General features: G+C 73.7%; 13 protein-coding genes. 12 read left to right on the top strand and 1 reads right to left on the bottom strand.

From position 1 onward, the window contains the following. The 7 genes from NOD94_RS13390 to NOD94_RS13360 all read left to right on the top strand — a co-directional run. Positions 1 to 1,407, top strand: a 1,407-nt coding sequence (locus NOD94_RS13390; protein ID WP_281206099.1) for an NAD(P)/FAD-dependent oxidoreductase, incomplete at its 5' end; no start/stop codon positions are given. Between the two features lie 87 nt (positions 1,408 to 1,494). Further along, a complete protein-coding gene (locus NOD94_RS13385) occupies positions 1,495 to 2,421 on the top strand; it encodes a dihydrodipicolinate synthase family protein (protein WP_281206098.1) in 927 nt (308 codons plus the stop codon). A 164-nt stretch (positions 2,422 to 2,585) separates the two neighbouring features. Next, complete coding sequence (locus NOD94_RS13380) at positions 2,586 to 3,590, top strand: proline racemase family protein (protein WP_281206097.1); 1,005 nt, start codon at positions 2,586 to 2,588, stop codon at positions 3,588 to 3,590. Further along, positions 3,587 to 4,606 carry a proline racemase family protein gene (locus NOD94_RS13375; RefSeq protein ID WP_281206096.1) on the top strand — a complete coding sequence of 340 codons (1,020 nt, stop codon included), beginning with the start codon at positions 3,587 to 3,589 and terminating at the stop codon, positions 4,604 to 4,606. Before NOD94_RS13380 ends, NOD94_RS13375 begins: the two co-directional genes overlap by 4 nt. Positions 4,607 to 4,695: 89 nt before the next feature. Then, on the top strand, positions 4,696 to 5,616 hold the full coding sequence (locus tag NOD94_RS13370; protein ID WP_281206102.1) for an ornithine cyclodeaminase family protein: 921 nt from the start codon (positions 4,696 to 4,698) through the stop codon (positions 5,614 to 5,616). Positions 5,617 to 5,681: 65 nt separating this feature from the next. After that, a complete protein-coding gene (locus tag NOD94_RS13365; RefSeq protein WP_281206095.1) occupies positions 5,682 to 6,404 on the top strand; it encodes a GntR family transcriptional regulator in 723 nt (240 codons plus the stop codon). A 180-nt stretch (positions 6,405 to 6,584) separates the two neighbouring features. Further along, the gene (locus NOD94_RS13360; protein ID WP_281206094.1) at positions 6,585 to 7,193 is read left to right on the top strand and encodes a hypothetical protein; all 609 of its coding nucleotides are present in this window, start codon (positions 6,585 to 6,587) and stop codon (positions 7,191 to 7,193) included. 44 nt (positions 7,194 to 7,237) lie between these two features. Here the strand turns inward: NOD94_RS13360 and NOD94_RS13355 are convergent, their stop codons facing one another. Further along, entirely contained in the window at positions 7,238 to 7,819 is a 582-nt protein-coding gene (locus tag NOD94_RS13355; protein ID WP_281206093.1) for an HXXEE domain-containing protein, read from the bottom strand. 191 nt (positions 7,820 to 8,010) lie between these two features. Here NOD94_RS13355 and NOD94_RS13350 point away from each other — a divergent pair, with 191 nt between their 5' ends. From NOD94_RS13350 to NOD94_RS13330, 5 genes are read left to right on the top strand one after another with little or no spacing between them, the layout of a single operon-like run. Next, a complete protein-coding gene (locus tag NOD94_RS13350) occupies positions 8,011 to 9,756 on the top strand; it encodes an ABC transporter substrate-binding protein (protein ID WP_281206092.1) in 1,746 nt (581 codons plus the stop codon). A 22-nt stretch (positions 9,757 to 9,778) separates the two neighbouring features. Continuing rightward, complete coding sequence (locus tag NOD94_RS13345; RefSeq protein WP_281206091.1) at positions 9,779 to 10,807, top strand: ABC transporter permease; 1,029 nt, start codon at positions 9,779 to 9,781, stop codon at positions 10,805 to 10,807. Continuing rightward, a complete protein-coding gene (locus NOD94_RS13340) occupies positions 10,804 to 11,790 on the top strand; it encodes an ABC transporter permease (RefSeq protein ID WP_281206090.1) in 987 nt (328 codons plus the stop codon). Before NOD94_RS13345 ends, NOD94_RS13340 begins: the two co-directional genes overlap by 4 nt. Continuing rightward, positions 11,790 to 12,818 carry an ABC transporter ATP-binding protein gene (locus NOD94_RS13335; protein ID WP_281206089.1) on the top strand — a complete coding sequence of 343 codons (1,029 nt, stop codon included), beginning with the start codon at positions 11,790 to 11,792 and terminating at the stop codon, positions 12,816 to 12,818. Before NOD94_RS13340 ends, NOD94_RS13335 begins: the two co-directional genes overlap by 1 nt. Beyond that, positions 12,815 to 13,840 (top strand): dipeptide ABC transporter ATP-binding protein, encoded by a 1,026-nt coding sequence (locus tag NOD94_RS13330; protein WP_281206088.1) that lies wholly within the window; start codon positions 12,815 to 12,817, stop codon positions 13,838 to 13,840. Before NOD94_RS13335 ends, NOD94_RS13330 begins: the two co-directional genes overlap by 4 nt. The last annotated feature ends 115 nt before the right edge of the window (positions 13,841 to 13,955 follow it).

Raw genomic sequence — 13,955 nt, 5'->3', positions numbered from 1 at the left:
TCCGCCGCCGTGACGGCCGCGAACCTCGGCCTGCGCGTCACCGTCCTCGACGCGGGCGAGCGCCCCGGCGGCCAGTTCTACCGCCACCCCGCCCCCGGTCTCGGAGCCGCCCGTCCCGAGGCCCTGCACCACGACTGGCGGGCCTTCGCCACCCGCGAAGCCGCCCTGCGCGCCCACGAGTCGGCCGGCCGCGTCGCGTACCTCCCCTTCCACCACGTCTGGACGGTGGTCCCGGACGCCGGGGGCTGGACCCTGCACGCGGTGGCCGGCCCGGGGGAGGAGCCCGCGGTCGTCCACGCCCGGGCCGTGCTCATGGCCACCGGCGCCCACGAGCGCCAACTGCCCTTCCCCGGCTGGACCCTGCCCGGGGTCATCGGAGCGGGCGGGGCCCAGGCCATGCTCAAGGGCGGACTCGTCCTGCCCGGCCGCCGCGTCGTCGTCGCCGGGAGCGGGCCGCTGCTGCTGGCCGTGGCCGGCTCCCTCGCCGCGGCCGGAGCCACCGTACCCGCGGTCGTCGAGGCCGGCACGTACACCGCCTACGCCGCCCACGCCACCGCCCTGCTGCGCAACCCCGGCAAACTCGCCGAAGGCGCCACGTACGGCGGCGCCCTGCTGCGCCACGGCATCCGGCTGCGCACCCGGCACGCCGTGACCGAGGCCCACGGGAACGACCGGGTCGAGGCCGTCACCGTCACGCGCCTGGACCGCGACTGGCGCCCGCTGCCCGGCACTTCGCGCAGGATCCGCTGCGACGCCGTCGCCGTCGGCCACGGCCTCGTGCCCCAGCTGGAACTGGCGACCGGCCTCGGCTGCGCCACCCACCGCTCCCCGGACGGCACCGTCGCCCTCGACCTCGACGAGGAGCAGCGCACGTCCGTCCCCGGCATCTGGTCCGCCGGGGAGACGGGCGGCATCGGTGGCGCCCAACTCGCCCTGACCGAGGGGGAGATCGCCGCCCACGCGATCGCCGGTCGGCCCGCCCCGGCCGTGCTCGTGCGCCGCCGCGCCCGGCTGCGCGCCTTCGCCGGGGCGATGGCGGCGGCCCACCGCTCCGGTTCCGGCTGGACCGACTGGCTGCGCGACGGCACCGACGTGTGCCGCTGCGAGGAGGTCCCGGCGGGCCGGATCCGCGAGGCGGTCGGGGAACTCGGCGCGCGGGACGCCCGTACGGTCAAACTCCTCACCCGGGCCGGCATGGGCTGGTGCCAGGGCCGGATGTGCGGCCCGGCCGTGGCCGCCCTGGCGGGCGAGGAGCCGGCCCCGGACCGCAGGCCGCTGTCCTGCCCGGTCCCGCTGGGCCAATTGGCCGCATTGCCGCCGTCGACCCCGGAATCCACCGGCTCGGGGCCCGACGGCCCCTCCTGCGGCCCGCGTTCCGGAGCGCGTTCCACGGACGGCGGCTCCTGACGCCGTCCCGACCCGGCCCCTCCGGACCCTTGTGGCCGCGTCACACCCACTAGTAAAATGTCACACACCACACTAGGGAGTCACCTCATGAACCACGCGCCCACCCCCGCGCCCAGCACCGACACCCGCACCCGCCCCTGGCACGGAATCATGGTGGCCACCACCCTGCCCCTGCGCGAGGACCTCGGCGTCGACTACGACGCCTACGCCGAACACGTCCAGTGGCTGATCGCCAACGGCTGCGACGGCGTGGTCCCCAACGGCTCCCTCGGCGAGTACCAGACCCTCACCGACGAGGAGCGGGCCCGCGTCGTCCGTACCGCCGTCGAGGCCGCCGGTGACGGCAGCCGCGTCATGCCGGGCGTCGCCGCCTACGGCAGCGCCGAGGCCCGCCGCTGGGCCGACCAGGCCGCCGAGGCCGGAGCGGGCTCCGTCCTGCTCCTGCCCCCCAACGCCTACCGCGCCGACGAGGCCGCCGTACGCGCCCACTACGCGGAGGTCGCCCGCGCGGGCCTGCCCGTCGTCGCGTACAACAACCCCATCGACACCAAGGTGGACCTCGTCCCGTCCCTCCTCGCCCGGCTCCACGCCGACGGCTCCGTCGTCGCCGTCAAGGAGTTCAGCGGGGACGTCCGACGCGCCTACGAGATCGCCGAACTCGCCCCGGGCCTCGACCTGCTCATCGGCGCCGACGACGTCCTCCTCGAACTCGCCCTCGCCGGAGCGGTCGGCTGGATCGCCGGATACCCCAACGCCCTGCCGTCCGCCTGCTCCATGCTCTACAGGGCGGCCGTCACCGGCGACCTCACCACCGCGCTCCCGCTCTACAAGTCCCTGCACTCCCTGCTCCGCTGGGACTCCAAGACCGAGTTCGTCCAGGCCATCAAGCTCTCCATGGACCTGGCCGGCCGCCCCGGCGGACCCACCCGGCCGCCCCGCTTCCCCCTCACGGGCGATGTCGAGGCGGCCGTCCGCGCCGCCACCGAGAAGGCGCTCGCGGAAGGCCTTTCCTAGGGGCTGTCGGGGTCGGCCCGTCGGCCTCGGCCCGTCGCCCCGGTCAACACTCGGCCCCGTCTCGGTCAGCACCTCGACCACGCCGCCCCCGTCCCGTCCGCCCGTCCCGCCCGCCCGTCCTGCCCGCCCGCCCCGACGGGCAGGCCCAGCCCCCAGGGGAACCCATGCGCACGCGCCACATCTACCACGCGGTGGACTCGCACACCGAGGGCATGCCGACCCGGGTCATCACCGGGGGAGTCGGGGTGATCCCCGGCGCCACCATGGCCGAGAAGCGGCTCCACTTCATGGAGCACACGGACCACGTCCGCACCCTCCTCATGTACGAGCCGCGCGGCCACGCGGCGATGAGCGGCGCCATCCTCCAGCCCCCGACCCGCCCCGACGCCGACTTCGGCGTCCTCTACATCGAGGTGTCGGGCCTGCTGCCCATGTGCGGCCACGGCACCATCGGGGTGGCCACCGTCCTGGTCGAGACCGGCATGGTCCCGGTCGTCGAACCGGTCACGACCGTCCGGCTCGACACCCCGGCCGGCCTGGTCCGCGTGGACGTCCGCGTCGAGGACGGCGCGGCCACCGCAGTCACCCTCACCAACGTGCCCTCGTTCGGCGTCGGCCTCGACCTGAAGGCCGAGGTTCCCGGCTTCGGCACGGTCACCTACGACCTCGCCTACGGCGGGAACTTCTACGCCTTCGTCGAACTGGACTCCCTCGCGCTGCCCTTCGACCGGGCCCGCAAGGACGACCTGCTCGCCGCCGGCCTCGCCGTCATGGACGCCGTCAACGCCTCGCCCGACCGGCCCGTCCACCCCGAGGACCCCTCCATCGCCGGGCTCAAGCACGTCTACCTCGCCGCCCCCGGCTCCGACGCCCGCCGCTCCCGCCACGCCATGGCCATCCACCCCGGTTGGTTCGACCGCTCGCCCTGCGGCACGGGAACCAGTGCCCGCATGGCCCAGCTGCACGCCCGCGGACTGCTGCCGCTCGACACCGACTTCGTCAACGAGTCCTTCATCGGAACCGGGTTCACCGGCCGACTGACCGCGCGGACCACCGTCGCCGGACTCCCCGCCGTCGTCCCCACCATCACCGGCCGGGCCTGGATCACCGGCACCGCCCAGTACTTCCTCGACCCGTCCGACCCCTTTCCCGGAGGGTTCCTGCTGTGAGATCCGTACGGACCACCGACTACCACGCCGCGGGCGAGCCCTTCCGGATCGTCGACACCGCGGACCCCGGCATGGCCCCCGTGCCCGGGGACACCGTCGCCGAGCGCTGCGTCACCGCCATCGGCCCCGGCGGCTCCGGCACCGCGCCGCGCCCCGGCCCGTTGGACGACGTACGACGCCTGCTCGTGCGGGAGCCGCGCGGACACGCCGGAATGTACGGCGGATTCATCGTGCCCCCGGACGACGACGGCGCCCACTTCGGGGTGCTGTTCTGGCACAAGGACGGCTACTCCACCGCCTGCGGCCACGGCACGATGGCGCTCGGCGCCTGGGCCGTGGACACCGGCCGGGTCCCGGCCCCGGCCGACGGTGACGTCCAGGTGCGCATCGACGTGCCGTCCGGGCGGGTCCGCGCCACCGTCCACCGCGCCGACGGACGGACCACCGGCATCACCTTCCGCAACGTCCCCGCCCGGGTCGGCGCCCGCAAGGTGCCCGTCGCCACCACCCTCGGCATCGCCGAGGTGGACATCGCGCACGCCGGCGCCTGCTACGCCTCGGTCCGGGCCCGGGACCTCGGGCTGGAGGTCACCCGCGCCGCACTGCCCGAGCTCACCCGGGCGGGGCGGGAGATCCGGGCGGCGCTGGCCACCCACCCCGCCACCTGGCACCCCGACGGGCCGCTGCTCTCCGGCGTGTACGGGGTGATCCTCCACGAGGAGCTGCCCGACACCCCGTTCGGCCCGCACCAGCGCAACGTCACCGTCTTCGCCGACGGACAGATCGACCGATCGCCCTGCGGCTCCGGCACCTCGGCCCGGCTCGCGCTGCTGGCGGAGGACGGCCGGCTCGGCACGGGCGAGGACCTGCTGCACGAGTCGGTCGTGGGCTCCGTCTTCACCGGCCGCGTCCTGGACGGCGGGGTCACCGAGGTCACCGGCGCGGCCTACCGCACCGGCGAGCACACCTTCACCGTCGACCCGTACGACGCCCTCGGCGCGGGATTCACCCTGTGAGCGCCTTCGGGCCCGGGGCGCCCGCGCGGCCCGGGGACGTCCGACCCGGGACCGGCGGGCCGGAACTCGTCCGGCTCGGGGCCGAGGAGATGCTCCGGCTCCTCACCCCGGCCCGTGCCGCCGACGCGCTGGCCGCGGCCCTGCTCGGCGGGCTGGACCCGGAGACCTGTCCCCGGCGCACCGCCCTCGACGTACCCGGCGGCGAGCTGCTGCTGATGCCGGCCGCGGCCGGGGCGTACGCCGGGGTGAAGATCGCCGGGGTCGCGCCGGGCAACCCCGCCCGCGGCCTGCCCCGCATCACCGGCAGCTACCTGCTCCTCGACGGGCCCACGCTGCGCCCGCTGGCCCTCCTCGACGGCGCGGCCCTCACGACCCTGCGCACCCCGGCCGTTTCCGCCCTGGCCCTGCGTCACCTCGCCCCGGAGGGGCGGCCGCTGCGGCTGGTGCTGTTCGGGTCGGGACCGCAGGCGTACGGCCACCTCGAAGCGGTCCTCGGGGTGCGGGAGCTCGCCGAGGTGGTGGTCGTCGCCCGGGATCCGGCACGGGCCGCGCTCCTGGTGGAGCACGCCGGCGCCCTCGGTGCGGCGGCCCGTACCGGTGTGCCCGGTGACGTGGCGGGCGCGGACCTCGTCCTGTGCTGCACCACGGCCCGCGAACCCCTCTTCGACGGGCGGCTGGTGGCGCCGGGCGCGGTGGTCGTCGCCGTCGGCTCGCACGAGCCGGACGCCCGCGAGACCGACACCGCGCTCGTGCGCCGGGCGGCCGTGTACGTGGAGTCGCGTGCGGCGGCCCTGCGCGAGGCGGGGGACCTGCTGGTCCCGGAGGCGGAAGGGGCGATCGGGCCCGGTCATATCAACGGCACCCTCGCCGACCTGGTCACGGGACGGATCGCGGTCGGGGGGCGGCCGGGTTGTCCACAGCTCTTCAAGAGCGTGGGCATGGCCTGGGAGGATCTTGCCGTGGCGGTCGCGTTGTTCGAGGCCGCCGCTGGGGCAACCAGCGAAACGTGACATTGTACGCTGTGCCTCTGCTCGTCGGTGGTGGTGATGGTGTCGGGGGTCTCGGAGGAAATGCAATGGGTGACCTGAAGCAGCACAGTCTCATCAAGGCCCAGGAACGGCTCCGGGACCAGGTCGGCCACGCGCTCCGAGCCGCCCTGATAGCGGGCGAGCTGCGCCCCGGCAGCGTCTACTCGGCCCCCGGGCTCGCCTCCGAACTCGGCGTCTCCGCCACGCCCGTCCGCGAGGCGATGCTGGACCTGGCCCGCGAGGGCCTGGTCGAGCCGGTCCGCAACAAGGGCTTCCGGATCACCGAGGTCAGCGAACGCGACCTGGACCAGTACACCGAACTGCGCACGATGATCGAGGTCCCGACCATCGGCCGGATCGCGAAGATCGCCACGGCGGACCAGTTGGAGGCCCTGCGGCCCGTCGCCGAGGAGATCGTCACCAACGCGCGGGAGCACAACCTCATCGGCTATCTGGAGGCCGACCGCCGCTTCCACCTCGGCCTGCTGACGCTGGCGGGCAACGACCGCCTGGTGGAGACGGTCGGCGACCTGCGCAAGCGCTCGCGGCTCTACGGGCTGACGGGTCTCGACGAGGCGGGCAAGCTGGTCTCCTCCGCCGAGGAACACATCGAACTCCTCGACCTGATGCTCACGGGCGACGCCGAGGCGGCCATGGAATGCATGCAGCGCCACCTCGGTCACGTCCGCTCCCTCTGGGCCCAGGGCCGCGACGAACCGGTCGGCCGCACCCCGGGCGGCCTGGGCTCCGGCCTCCAGGGACCGGCCTGACGACACCGCACGCCCCGTCGGAGGCCGCCGCGGACGCGTCGCGACACCGCACCCCCCCCGGCGACGCGCCGCGCACCCGGCGACCCGGCGGGACCCGACCGGCCCGGCGCAAGGCCGGCTGCCTCCGACGGCTCGGGTGCTTTCCCTCCGCGCCATCGGACGGGGCGGCATGATGGGCCCATGACCGCTCCCACCCCCGCCCAACTGCTCGCCGCACACGTCCAGGACGCCCTCGGCGACGGACCGTTCGACGCGCCCGGCGGCTGGACGCACATGGGGGCCGTCATCTGCGACGCGAGCTTCCACGCCCGCCGGAAGTACAAGTCGACCGTCCTGCCCCGCCTGCGCCGGCTGCAGGAGGACTGGCCCGACGCCGTGACCGTCCGCGGATTCCGGGCACGACTGGCCACCCAGGACCTCGCCGCCGCCATGGACTTCAACAGCCCCCGCAGGGTGGCCACCGCCCACGCCATCACGGACCTGCTGGTCGCGCGGGGCGTGGACACCCGACAGGACCTCCACACCTGGCTCGACCACCGTGCCCACCGCACCGCCCTGCGCGCGGTGAAGGGCGTCGGGCCGAAGACCGTCGACTACATCGGCAACCTCGTCGGCCGCTCCCAGGTCGCCGTGGACGTGCACCTGCGGACCTTCGCCGCGGACGCCGGCGTCCCGAACCTGCCCTACGAGCGGCTCCGCACCGCCTACGAGGAGGCCGCCGCGCTCCTCGGGCACGAACGCGCGGGCATGGAGCACGCCGTCTGGCGCTTCATCTCGGGCGCCGCGTAACCCCGAGCCGCACGCCGAAGGATCCGCAAGCGCGTTGAGCCCCGTCAACTCCCGGGGCGCGGCCGAGACCGGGTCCTGGCGACGGCCCGGCGGGCCACGCGGTGGGACGCGACCGTGGCGGCCGCGGCGAGGGCCAGGCCCTGCACGGCGTCGCGGGGACGGGAGGGGCGCAGGACCCCGGCGCGGCGCAGTCGGCCGCGGGCCCAGAGGGTGAAGGGGACGACCACCAGGGCCGAGGTGACGGAACCCGGCGTGTAGCCCCGGTACGCGGCGGCCTGCGCCAGGTGCGCCACGCCGTGCAGTCCGAATCCGTCCAGGGCCCCTTGGTAGAACGCGGAGCGCCCGCCGGTGCGGTACCCGTCGGCGGCGGCCGCGCCCACCACGCAGGCCATCACGGCGACCGCGGTCGTGAACTCGGCCCGGTCGATGGACTCCAGGCGCCGCCACACCCGATCCGGTACCCGCGGCAACCGCTCGCGCAGCTCGGGCACCCGGTCCCGGACCCAGCGCGGCACCATGACGACCTCCTCCGCGTCATGGACGGCCCACGCCGCCAGTAACCCCAGGGTCACGCGGGCGCCCACGGCCCCGCCCCCACCGGCCCGCTCGATCTCGTGTTCGCTCACAACCGGGCAGTCTGCCGGCACCACGATGACCGGCCGCCGGCCGGGCCCGGCCCGCCGTCCGTCAACACCCTTTCGGGGGGCGGGATTTGGACACGGCTGGATAACGGGGCCGCAGACCCCTTGTCAGTACAATTTCACATTACTATGTTACCGGTCACATCCTAAAGCGCGGCCCTTCACTGGAGTGACCCATGACCAAGCGCACCCAACTTGCCCTCGCCACCGCCGTCGTGGCCGCTCTCGCACTCGGTGCCTCGGGCTGCTCCGACCCCAAGAAGGGCGCGGGCGCCGCACCCTCCGCCGCGAACCCGGCCGCGGCCAACGACGGCAAGACCCTCGGCGGCACCCCCGTCCGCGGCGGCACCCTCACCGTCCTGTCCAACCAGGACTTCGCGCACCTCGACCCCGCCCGCAACTGGGTGATGCCGACCATGGACTTCGGCACCCGCCTCCTCTACCGCACGCTCGTCACCTTCAAGGCCGAGCCCGGCAAGGCCGGCAGCGAGCTGGTCCCCGACCTCGCCACCGACCTCGGCACCCCCTCCAACGGCGGCCGCACCTGGACCTTCACCCTCAAGGAGGGCGTCAAGTACGAGGACGGCTCGCCGATCAAGGCCCAGGACATCAAGTACAACGTCGAGCGTTCCTTCGCCCCCGACCTCACCGGCGGCCCCGACTACGCCGCCCAGTACCTGGCCGGTACCGAGGGCTACAAGGGCCCGCTCCAGGGCAAGCACCTCGACTCGGTGAAGACCCCGGACGACCGCACGATCGTCTTCGAACTCAAGCGCCCCGTCGCGGAGTTCTCCGCGACCGCCACCCTGCCCACCTTCGCCCCGGTTCCGCAGTCCCAGGAGAAGGGCACCCAGTACGACGCCCGCCCGTTCTCCTCCGGCCCGTACAGGATCGACACGTACGACCGGGACAAGAAGCTCGTGCTCGTCCGCAACGAGCACTGGGACCCGAGGACCGACACCGTCCGCAAGGCCTACCCGGACAGGTTCGTCGTGGTCATGGGCCTCAAGGGCGGGCAGATCGACGACCGCATCATCGCCGGCGACGGGGCGGACGCCTCCGCCGTCCAGTACTCCGACATGCGGCCCGAGAGCGCCCCCAAGGTGCTGCCCAAGCCCGACGTCAAGGCACGGCTGCTCGCCGAGTCCCAGGGCTGTACCGAGATGCTCCACCTGAACAACTCCCGCGCCCCGTTCGACGACCCGAAGGTCCGCGAGGCCATGCAGTACGCCGTCGACAAGGAGGCCGTGGTCACCGCGGGCGGCGGCCCGGCCCTCAACGAGGTCGCCACCGCCTACCTGCCCCCGGCCCTCTCCGGCGGCAAGCAGGCCGACACCCTGAAGATCCCCGCCGCGGGCGACCCCGCCAAGGCGAAGGAACTCCTCAAGGCCGCGGGCAAGGAGAGCCTGAAGGTCTCCCTCGCCGTCTCCACCGGCGACAAGGGCAAGGCGGAGGCGATCCAGCAGGGCCTGTCCCGCGCCGGCATCGAGGTCGTCATCGACACCATCGACCCGGGCGCCTACTACGACGTCATCGGCGACCTCTCCACCACCCCCGACATGTCCCTCAGCGGCTGGTGCCCCGACTACCCCTCCGGCTCCACCTGGATCCCCTTCGTCTTCGACGGCCGCACCATCAAGGACAAGGGCAACCAGGGCAACAACAGCCAGTTCCGCGACGAGGCCACCATCAAGCGGATCGACGAGATCAACGCCATGGCCGACGCCAAGCAGGCCAACCAGGCCTGGATCGACCTCGACGCCGAGATCATGAAGAAGTCCCCGTCCGTCCCGGTCCTGCTGGAGCGCAAGCCGCTCCTCGTCGGCCCGAACGTCGCGGGCGCGTACGGCCACCCCGTGTGGACCGGCACCATCGACTACGCGACCGTCGGCCTCAAGGACCCGTCGAAGAGCCAGGGCTGAGGACCCGGAGGCCTTCGACACCATGACCACCACAGCACCGGGCGCCGCCGAACAGGGACCCGCCGGCCGGGACGCCGCCCCGACTCCGGACGCCGCCCCGCCCCCCGACGGCGCCCCGGCCGAGGACGCCCCCCGGACCGGCGACGTCCCCCCGGGCAGCAGCCCCTGGCAGCTCGCCCGGCGGGAACTCCGCCGCCGCCCCGCCGTGCGCGTCAGCCTCTGCGTCGTCCTGCTCTTCGTCCTGATGGCCGTCACCGCGCCCTGGTTGGGCGCGCTCGGCGGTTGGTCCCCCGAAGAGTTCGACAAGACCGCCGTCGACCCCTACCTCGGCGGACTGCCCCTGGGCTCCTTCGGCGGGATCAGCCCCGAGCACTGGCTCGGCGTCGAACCCGTCACCGGCCGCGACCTGTTCGCCCGCGTCGTCCACGGCGCCCAGGTCTCCCTCCTCATCGCCTTCGCCGCCACCGCGATCGTCGTGGTCACCGGCACCGCCGCGGGCATCGCCGCCGGCTACTTCGGCGGCCGCACCGACGCCGTCCTGTCCCGCCTCATGGACCTGACGATGTCCTTCCCGTCCCTCATCTTCATGATCGCGATGCTGTCCGTGGCCAAGGACGTCAACCGGATCGTCCTCATGACCGCCGTCATCGGCGTCTTCGGCTGGCCCGGCATCGCCCGCGTCGTCCGCGGCCAGACCCTCTCCCTCAAACACCGCGAGTACGTCGACGCCGCCCGCGTCGGCGGCGCGAGCTCCTGGCGGATCCTGACCCGCGACATCCTCCCCGGCGTCGCCGGCCCGGTCATCGCCTACACCACCCTGCTCATCCCCGGCATGATCAGCACCGAGGCGGCGCTCAGCTACCTCGGCGTGGGCGTGCGCCCGCCGACCCCCTCCTGGGGCCAGATGATCGCCGAGTCCGTCGCCTTCTACGAGACCGACCCCATGTACTTCGTCATCCCCAGCGTCTTCCTCTTCCTCGCGGTGCTCGCCTTCACCCTGCTCGGTGACGCCCTGCGCGACATCCTCGACCCGAGGGGTGGTCGTACGTGATCCTCTACCTCGCCCGCCGGCTGCTCGCCCTGACCGGTGTCCTGCTCGCCATCGCCGCCGTCACCTTCCTCATCTTCTACGTGCTGCCCTCCGACCCGGCCGCCGCGGCCTGCGGCAAGACCTGCAGCGCCGAGCGGCTGGCCGACGTACGGATCCACCTGGGCCTCGACCAGCCCCTGTGGAAACAGTTCGCCGACTTCCTCATCGGGATCTTCACCGGCCGCACCCTCGGCACCGGCCAGTACGCCGTCGCCTGCGACTTCCCCTGCCTGGGCTACTCGTACGAGAGCTCGCTGCCCGTGTGGGACCTGCTGATGGACCGGCTCCCCGTCTCCGCCTCCCTCGCCCTCGGCGCAGCCGTCCTGTGGCTCGTCCTCGGCCTCGGCGCCGGCGTCACCGCCGCCCTGCGCAAGGACACCGCGACCGACAAGGCCCTGATGGTCGGCGCCGTCGCGGCCGCGTCCCTGCCCGTCTACTTCACGTCCGTCCTGCTCATCTACGGAGTCATCCGCATCGCCGGACTCCTGCCCTACCCCACCTACCAGGCACTCACCGACGACCCGCTCGGCTGGGCCGCCAACCTGCTGCTGCCCTGGACGGCACTCGCCCTCCTCTACGCCGCCATGTACGCCCGCCAGAGCCGCGGCTCGATGATCGAGGCGATGGCCGAGCCGTACATCCGCACCGCCCGCGCCAAGGGCATGCCCGAACGGACCGTCGTCGTCAAACACGGGCTGCGCTCCGGCATGACCCCGATCCTGACCATCTTCGGCATGGACCTCGGCGGGCTCCTCGCCGGAGCCGTGATCACCGAGTCCATCTTCGGACTGCCCGGCATCGGGCGGCTGTTCTACGGCGCGCTCGTCAGCTCCGACCAGCCGGTCGTCCTCGGCGTCACCCTGCTGGCCGCCTTCTTCATCGTCGTCGCCAACCTCGCCGTCGACCTCCTGTACGCCGTCATCGATCCGAGGGTGAGGTACTGATGAACGACGCTCCGCTCCTCGAAGTGCGCGACCTCAGCGTCACGTTCACCACCCCGCGCGGCACGGTGCGCGCCGTCGACTCGCTCGACTTCACCGTCGAGGCCGGCCGCACCCTCGGCATCGTCGGCGAGTCCGGCTCCGGCAAGTCCGTCACCTCCCTCGCGGTCATGGGCCTGCACCGGGGCGCGGAGGTCGCCGGTTCCATCGCCCTGGCCGGACAGGAGTTGACGGGCCTGTCGGAGAAGCGGCTCTCGAAGCTGCGCGGCCGCCGGATGGCCATGATCTTCCAGGATCCGCTCTCCAGCCTGCACCCGTACTACACGGTCGGCGAGCAGATCGCCGAGCACTTCCGGGTGCACTTCCGGGCCGGCCGGTCCGCCGCGCGCAAACGGGCCGTCGACATGCTCGGCGAGGTCGGCATCCCCGAACCGGCCCGCAGGGCCGGGGAGTACCCGCACCAGTTCTCCGGCGGCATGCGCCAGCGCGCGATGATCGCCATGGCCCTGGCCTGCGAGCCCGAGCTGCTGATCGCGGACGAGCCGACCACCGCCCTCGACGTCACCGTGCAGGCCCAGATCCTGGAGCTGATCGCCCGGCTCCAGCAGGAACACGGCCTCGGCGTCGTGATGATCACCCATGACCTGGGCGTCGTCGCCCGCGTGGCACACGAGGTGCTGGTCATGTACGGCGGCCGGGCCGTCGAGCGGGCGCCGGTCGACGACCTGTTCGCCGACCCCGCCCACCCCTACACCCGCGGGCTCCTCGACTCGCTGCCCCGCCTCGACGACCCCGACGACGCCCCCCTGCGAGCCATCCCCGGCTCCCCGCCCTCCCTGCTGGTCCCGGACCCGGGCTGCGCGTTCGCCCCGCGCTGCCGGCGCGCCGCCGCCGGCACCCACACCGAACGGGCCCTCTGCGCGACGCGGCGCCCCGAACTCGCCCCGTACGCGGGCCCGTACGTCGGCCCGTCGCGCACGAGCGCCTGCCACCACAGCGGCCCCGCGCCCGTCCCGGAGGTTTCCCGATGAGCCCCGACGCCACGCGTTCCGCCGGGGCGACCGCCCCCCGCCCCGACGTGCCGAGCGGACCACTGCTGTCCGTACGGGACCTGACGATGACCTTCCCCGGCAAACGGTCGGTGACCGGCCGCCGGGGGGCGCCCGTACGGGCCGTGGACGGGGTCTCCTTCGACCTGGAGGCCGGGCGCACGCTGGGCCTCGTCGGGGAGTCGGGCTGCGGGAAGTCCACCACCGGCCGGATGCTGGTGCGCCTGCTCGAACCCACCTCGGGCACCGTCACCTTCGACGGGCAGGACATCAGCCGGCTGTCCCAGAGCGCCCTGCGACCCGTCCGCAGGAACATCCAGATGGTGTTCCAGGACCCGCACTCCTCCCTCAACCCCCGCCAGACCGTCGCCCGGATCATCTCCGATCCGCTGCTGGTGCAGGGCCGCGGCGCGGCGGACGCCCGCCGCCGGGCCGCCGAACTGATGGAGCTCGTCGGTCTCATCCCCGAGCACATCGACCGCTACCCGCACGAGTTCTCCGGCGGCCAGGCCCAGCGCATCGGCATCGCCCGCTCGCTGGCCACCAGTCCCCGGCTGCTCATCGCCGACGAGCCGGTCTCCGCCCTCGACGTCTCCGTACAGGCCCAGATCGTCAACCTGATGGAACGGCTGCGCGCCGAACTGGGCCTGGCCTACGTGTTCATCGCGCACGACCTGTCCGTGGTCAAACGGGTCAGCGACCGGGTCGCGGTCATGTACCTCGGCCGGATCGTCGAGATCGGCGACAAGAAGTCCCTGTACGAGGACCCCCAACACCCCTACACCCGGGCCCTGCTGTCCGCCGTACCGCTGCCCGACCCGGCGGCGGAGCGGCGGCGCGAGCGGATCGTGCTGCTCGGCGACCCGCCGAGCCCGGCCGCGCCGCCTCCGGGCTGCACCTTCCACCCGCGCTGCCCCAAGGCGCAGGAGCTGTGCCGCGTCGAGCGGCCCCTGCTGCGGCCCGCCGCCTCGCGCGAGGTGGCCTGTCACTTCCCGGGTGACTGACGGGGATCACGGGAAGGCACGGAGCCCCGGGGACAACGGCGTCCCCGGGGCTCCTTCGTGCTGCGGCTCCTTCGTCGCGGCGGCTCCTTCGTTCCGGACTAACGGGCCGCCGGAC

This window comes from Streptomyces sp. Isolate_45, assembly GCF_024721315.2.
In the GTDB taxonomy this organism is placed as follows: domain Bacteria; phylum Actinomycetota; class Actinomycetes; order Streptomycetales; family Streptomycetaceae; genus Streptomyces.
This window is presented reverse-complemented; position numbering and strand designations above follow the sequence as displayed.

Bases quoted from the DNA above. Each gene is read 5' to 3' on its own strand.
- NOD94_RS13330 (WP_281206088.1), top strand. From the start codon at position 12,815: ATGAGCCCCGACGCCACGCGTTCCGCCGGGGCGACCGCCCCCCGCCCC.
- NOD94_RS13380 (WP_281206097.1), top strand. From the start codon at position 2,586: ATGCGCACGCGCCACATCTACCACGCGGTGGACTCGCACACCGAGGGC.
- NOD94_RS13365 (WP_281206095.1), top strand. From the start codon at position 5,682: ATGGGTGACCTGAAGCAGCACAGTCTCATCAAGGCCCAGGAACGGCTC.
- NOD94_RS13345 (WP_281206091.1), top strand. From the start codon at position 9,779: ATGACCACCACAGCACCGGGCGCCGCCGAACAGGGACCCGCCGGCCGG.
- NOD94_RS13350 (WP_281206092.1), top strand. From the start codon at position 8,011: ATGACCAAGCGCACCCAACTTGCCCTCGCCACCGCCGTCGTGGCCGCT.
- NOD94_RS13360 (WP_281206094.1), top strand. From the start codon at position 6,585: ATGACCGCTCCCACCCCCGCCCAACTGCTCGCCGCACACGTCCAGGAC.
- NOD94_RS13385 (WP_281206098.1), top strand. From the start codon at position 1,495: ATGAACCACGCGCCCACCCCCGCGCCCAGCACCGACACCCGCACCCGC.
- NOD94_RS13370 (WP_281206102.1), top strand. From the start codon at position 4,696: ATGCTCCGGCTCCTCACCCCGGCCCGTGCCGCCGACGCGCTGGCCGCG.
- NOD94_RS13335 (WP_281206089.1), top strand. From the start codon at position 11,790: ATGAACGACGCTCCGCTCCTCGAAGTGCGCGACCTCAGCGTCACGTTC.